A 5,418-nucleotide genomic window follows, 5' to 3' on the forward strand; every position below is an offset into this window, starting at 1 on the left:
CCGGGCGCGGCGGCACCGCGAACGAGCGGCTGGACCCGGTGGAGCGGGTCGCGCTGGCCTCCCGGGTGCGCACCCGCGCGGTGCGCCTGGAGGGGCGCTGGTGGCGGGAGAACGCGGGCCCGCTGGTCGGCCACCGGGCGCTGTCCGGGGCGCCGGTGGCGCTGCTGTGGCGGCGCGGCGGCTACGTTGCCGTCCACCCGGGCACCGGCCGCGAGACACCGGTCGGGAAGGACAACGCCGGGGAGTTCGAGCCGCGGGCGGTGATGTTCTACCGGCCGCTGCCCGACAAGCCGCTCTCCCCGCTCGGGCTGCTGCGGTTCAGCCTCCGCGGGACCCGCGGCGACCTGCTGAACCTGCTGCTCGCGGGTCTGGTGACGGTGGCCATCGGCGCGCTGGTGCCGGTCGCGACCGGCAAGGTGCTCGGCGAGTACGTGCCGAGGGCCGAGGAGGGCCTGATCGTCCGGGTGTGCCTGGCGGTGATGGTGAGCGGGGTGGTCGCGGCGGCGTTCACGCTGCTGGAGAACCTGTCCATCCTGCGCCTGGAGGGCCGTATCGAGGCGGCGCTGCAACCGGCCGTGTGGGACAGGCTGCTGCGGCTGCCCACGCGGTTCTTCACCCGGCGTTCGACCGGTGAGCTGGCCAGCGCGGCGATGGGCATCAGCGCGATCCGCCGGCTGCTGGCGGGCGTCGGCCCGGTCGTCGCCCAGTCGGTGACGGTGGGCGCGATGAACCTGGGGCTGCTGCTGTGGTACAGCGTGCCGATGGCGCTCGCGGCGGTCGGGATGCTGATCGTCGTCGCGGCGGTGTTCGCGGGGCTCGGGCTGTGGCAGGTGCGCTGGCAGCGGCGGCTGGTGGTGCTCGGCAACAAGCTCAACAACCAGGCGTTCCAGACCCTGCGCGGGCTGCCCAAGCTGCGGGTGGCGGCGGCCGAGAACTACGCCTACGCGGCCTGGGCCCGCGAGTTCGCGCGCGGCCGGGAGCTCCAGCAGAAGGTCGGCCGGATCAAGAACCTGACCACGGTCCTGGGCGCGGTCTACCTCCCCGTCTGCACCCTGCTGATGTTCATGCTGCTGGCGGGCCCGGCCAAGGGCGCGATGTCGGCGGCGGACTTCCTGACCTTCAACACCTCGGTGACCATGCTGCTGACCTCGGTCACCCAGCTGACCGGAGCGTTCGTGTCGTCGGTGGCGGCGCTGCCGCTGTTCGAGGAGATCAAGCCGGTGCTGGACGCCAGGCCCGAGGTCCGGGCGGCGAGCACCCGTCCGGGTCCGCTGTCGGGCGCGCTGGAGGCCCGCCGGCTGTCCTTCCGGTACGCCGACGACGGCCCGCTGGTCCTGGACGACGTGTCCTTCGCGGTGCGGCCCGGCGAGTTCGTGGCGGTCGTCGGCCCGAGCGGCTGCGGCAAGTCCACGCTGCTGCGCCTGCTCATCGGCTTCGAGCGGCCGGTCTCCGGCAGCGTCCTGTACGACGGCCAGGACCTGGCGGCGCTGGACCAGTCCGCGGTGCGCCGCCAGTGCGGGGTCGTCCTGCAGCACGCGCAGCCGTTCTCCGGGTCCATCATGGACGTCATCTGCGGCGCGGAAGCGTACACGCCGGAGGAGGTGATGGCGGCGGCCGAACTGGCGGGCCTCGCGGAGGACATCCAGCGGATGCCGATGGGGTTGCACACCATCGTCGCGGGCAACGGCGCGATCTCGGGCGGGCAGCGGCAGCGCCTGATGATCGCCCAGGCCCTGATCCGGCGCCCGCGGATCCTCTTCCTCGACGAGGCGACCAGCGCCCTGGACAACGACACCCAGCGCGTCGTCATCGACAGCACCCGCAAGCTGAACGCCACCCGGATCGTGATCGCCCACCGGCTGTCGACCGTCCTGGACGCCGACCGGGTGATCGTGATGGAGGAGGGCAGGATCGTCCAGCAGGGCAGCCCCGCCGAACTCCTCGCGGACACCGGCGGCCGGCTGCACGAACTGGTGCGCCGGCAGCTCGCCTGAGACCCGGTCCGCCGACGCGGTCCGAGGTCGTCTTACGGCGCGGGGAGCGGGCCGGGCCCGTCGGTAAATGGCTCGACAGCGGTGGCGGTGATCGTGGAGGCTTCGCGTGATGACCAGAGTTGACGACACGCCGCCCGCGTGGGACGAGCGCACCCAGCTGACCACGTTCCTCGACTACGTACGTGACACCGCCCGCGCCAAGTGCGCCGGCGTCTCCGCGGAGAACGCCCGCAAGGCGCTTCTGCCGGGCTCGCCGCTGATGACGGTGAGCGGGTTGATCAACCACCTGCGCTGGGTCGAGTACCACTGGTTCCAGGTGGTCTTCCTCGGCGAGGAGGACCGGGGCCCCTGGACCGAGGAGGACCCCGACCGCGAGATGCGCATCGCGGTCGACTTCCCGCTCCCGCAGTTGCTCGACGAATACGCCGGGCAATGCGCCCGCTACCGCGAACTCGTCGCCGGGACCCCCCTCGACCAGAAGGCCCGGCGTACCGTCCGCGACGGCCTCCACGTCGACCTGCGCTGGATCCTCCTCCACCTCGTCGAGGAGACGGCCCGCCACAACGGCCACCTGGACATCCTGCGCGAGATGCTCGACGGCACGACCGGCTGCTAGCCCCGGCGCGGACCACGGGCGGAGCCGGCTCGCTGCAGTACTGCGTATAGGCACTGCTTGCGGCATCTGCGCCAACCAAGCTCCGCTCGGCCGTCGCGCACACTGCCCGATCCAGTCCCGGTGGACGCCTCGCGAGGTCGCCTTCTCGCTTCACTCGCCCGTGACGGCCGGGCCACTGCTTCGGACAGAAGCGTGACGACGTATTTGATCACCGGTGGTTCTCCGTTGCCGGCAACCGGCCAGTCAGGTCATCCGCCCGGCCAAACCCGGCAGCGACCGGCCGGTTTCCCGCGCGCGCCCCGACCAGGTTCAAGTGTGCGCCGACCACCGCAGCAGTCCGCCTATGGCTCCGCCTGTGATCTACGAGGCACCCTGTGGTTCTAGAGTTTCCCTGTGGACGTCAACAGCTGGTTCGAGGTCGAGGACCCGGAGGAGTACGGCGAGGAGCCCTGGGACTTCGACGAGGCCGAACTCGCCTTCCTGGCAGCCCTGCGAGCCCGGGCCGCTGACTGGCAGGTGCCCTGGGCTCCAAGCCAGGTCGGACGGCCCGAGGACGAATCGTCGCTCCTTGTCCACATCAGTCTTCTCGATGAGGCACGCCGACTGGTGCTCGCCAAGTGGGCCGTGCACTTTTACGGCACACACGTGCTGGCCGGGAAAGTCTGTGACCAGCTCTTCAACCTTCACGAGTCGCCCGAGCACGGCTTCTTCCGGGCCTCCGGCACGGTCGAGGAGCTCGCGGAGCGGTGCGCCGGCTGGTTCGAGAGCCTATTGAGCCGCCCTGTCGTCCGCGTCGAATGGCCGTTCAAGGACGGGAAGCATGCGACCCACTGGGAGTTCGCCGACACAGGCGAGATCCTCGCGAAGCGCGGCTCCGTCCCCGCCGACGGCTCATCCCCGGCCCACCGCCTGCCGGCCCGTCCCTGATCCGCCGGACACTGCCTTGACGCGCCCCACCGGTCCTCGCCCGGATAGACCCGGCCCATGCCCCCTGCCCCAGCTGGGAAAGTCTGCAGTCCGCCCGGAACTCGGGAAAGACTGCACGCCGTGCTGAGCCGGGCAAGGGCGACGTGTCCCCCCGGCCATCATTGCCCACAGCAACCGAGTGGGGAACCAAGAGCAGCACCGGCCGATTTCACGGAACCTCATCGACGTACCGGTTTGCCCGAGCGGTGACGCCAAGCGCTCGCCTGGCGCAGCGCTTCTTGCGGGCGCCGATGAACACCGGCGCCGGCAGCCGGCGGGAGGCGGCATGGGACGCCCCCGAAGTTCGGCTAACGCTCGTCCCGCCCCCCGTCCCCCTCCCCGTGCTCCGGCTCGTGGTGGGAGGGCATCCAGTGGTGTTCGGTGAACCAGCGGCCGAACAGGGCGCCGCCGTAGATGACGAAGCCGACGCCGATCAGCCAGGACTCCACCACGAGGACGGTGCCGACGGCGCCGTAGCTGAGGGCGTTGGTGACGATGAGCGGAGTGAACACCAGGTAGGAGAAGGCCCGCAGGCCGATCAGGCCGATGACGGTGGCCACCGCGCCCGGCAGCAGCGCCCGCCAGCGCACCTGGCCGCCCAGCAGGAAGCGCTGTCCCCACCAGAAGAACAGCACACCGCTCACCGTCGACAGGGTGATCCGCTGCCCGCCGTGCAGCGTGGTCTTCGTCGCCGCCTCCTGGTAGAGGTACGCGGTCAGCACCACCAGCCAGGTCGCCTGCCGCCACACCCGGTGCCAGGGGCCGGACGCCAGCCCCCAGATCCTTTCGTAGGCGTTCTGCACGCTGCCGCCGAAGGCCACGCCGAACACGGCGAGCAGGACGCCGCTGAGGACGCTGGTGGTGCCGATGACCTTGCGGGGCGGGCTGATGACGTCGGTGACCGCGTGCGCGGAGCGGCCGGACAGGCCCATGCCGTCGGTGAGCCAGGAGGCGAAGCCGCCGCGCACCAGGGGGTCGGCCGCGGCGACCACGATCAGCAGCGGCGCCAGCGTCACCAGGGCCAGGGTGGCGAACCCCATGGCCCGGTGCATCAGCTCCAGCTCCCGCCCGTGCTCGAACAGGGCCCGGACCCGCAGCCACCGCCACGCGCGGTGCAGGCCGCGCCGCAACCGCCTCACGGCTCCTCCCGTGCTCGCCGCCGACCCGTCGTACCGCTGTCTCCAGCCTGGCACGTGCCGGGCGGCTCGCAGCCGCAGGGCGGGCACCGGCACGGCGGGGTGGTGCGCACGGGTGACCCGGCCGGCCGGTGGGCGGTTTGGGCGCCGCCACCGCGGAGAAACGTCAATCCGTGCGGAGCACCGACCACGAGGCGCAGGGCGGCCGGCGGCGGACCCTGATCGTCAGCGCGAGCATGGGAGCCGGTCACGACACCGTGGCCGCCGAACTCGCGCGCCGGGCCGAGGCCCGCGGCGAACGGGCCCACGTGGTCGACGTGCTGCGGCTGCTGCCGTACGGCCTGGGCACCGGACTGCGCCGTGGCTACCAGGCCTCGGTGCGCCACCTGCCCTGGGTGTACGCCGGGATCTACGACGCGTTCCTGCGCGAGGGGCGCGGCCCGCGGCCCAGCGGGGTGCCGCTGGCCCGGCTCGCCGGGGACCGGCTGACGGACCTGGTGGACCGGCTGCGCGCCGACGTGGTGGTGTCCGTCTTCCATCTGGCCGCGCAGCTCACCGGGCATCTGCGGGCCCGGGGGGCACTGCGGGTGCCCAGCGCCGTGTTCCTGCTGGACTTCGCGGTGCACCGGCAGTGGCTGCACCCGGGCAACGACCGGTATCTGTGCCTGACGGATCCGGCGGCGGCGCAGGTGCGCCGGGCGCTCGG

General features: G+C 72.2%; 4 protein-coding genes and 1 pseudogene. 4 read left to right on the forward strand and 1 reads right to left on the reverse strand.

Annotated elements, in window-relative coordinates:
* From H5J33_RS22135 to H5J33_RS22145, 3 genes are all read left to right on the forward strand, one after another.
* A partial coding sequence (locus tag H5J33_RS22135; RefSeq protein ID WP_181796662.1) for an NHLP bacteriocin export ABC transporter permease/ATPase subunit occupies positions 1-1,994 on the forward strand: 1,994 nt, incomplete at its 5' end.
* Between the two features lie 109 nt (positions 1,995-2,103).
* Positions 2,104-2,610, forward strand: coding sequence for a DinB family protein (locus tag H5J33_RS22140; protein ID WP_181796663.1), 507 nt, complete (start codon positions 2,104-2,106; stop codon positions 2,608-2,610).
* 393 nt (positions 2,611-3,003) lie between these two features.
* Positions 3,004-3,537, forward strand: coding sequence for a hypothetical protein (locus tag H5J33_RS22145; protein WP_258565296.1), 534 nt, complete (start codon positions 3,004-3,006; stop codon positions 3,535-3,537).
* Between the two features lie 347 nt (positions 3,538-3,884).
* On the opposite strand, the gene H5J33_RS22150 is transcribed toward H5J33_RS22145, so the two are convergent.
* On the reverse strand, positions 3,885-4,715 hold the full coding sequence (locus H5J33_RS22150) for a ribonuclease BN (RefSeq protein WP_181796664.1): 831 nt from the start codon (positions 4,713-4,715) through the stop codon (positions 3,885-3,887).
* 233 nt (positions 4,716-4,948) lie between these two features.
* Between H5J33_RS22150 and H5J33_RS22155 the strand changes: the two are divergent.
* A pseudogene (locus tag H5J33_RS22155) lies at positions 4,949-5,418 on the forward strand (galactosyldiacylglycerol synthase); the annotation flags it as partial.

The sequence above is a fragment of the Streptomyces sp. WELS2 genome, assembly GCF_013870595.1.
In the GTDB taxonomy this organism is placed as follows: domain Bacteria; phylum Actinomycetota; class Actinomycetes; order Streptomycetales; family Streptomycetaceae; genus Streptomyces.

What these genes read in the sequence shown, in the direction of transcription:
- H5J33_RS22140 (WP_181796663.1), top strand. Translation starts at nt 2,104, where the DNA reads ATGACCAGAGTTGACGACACGCCGCCCGCGTGGGACGAGCGCACCCAG.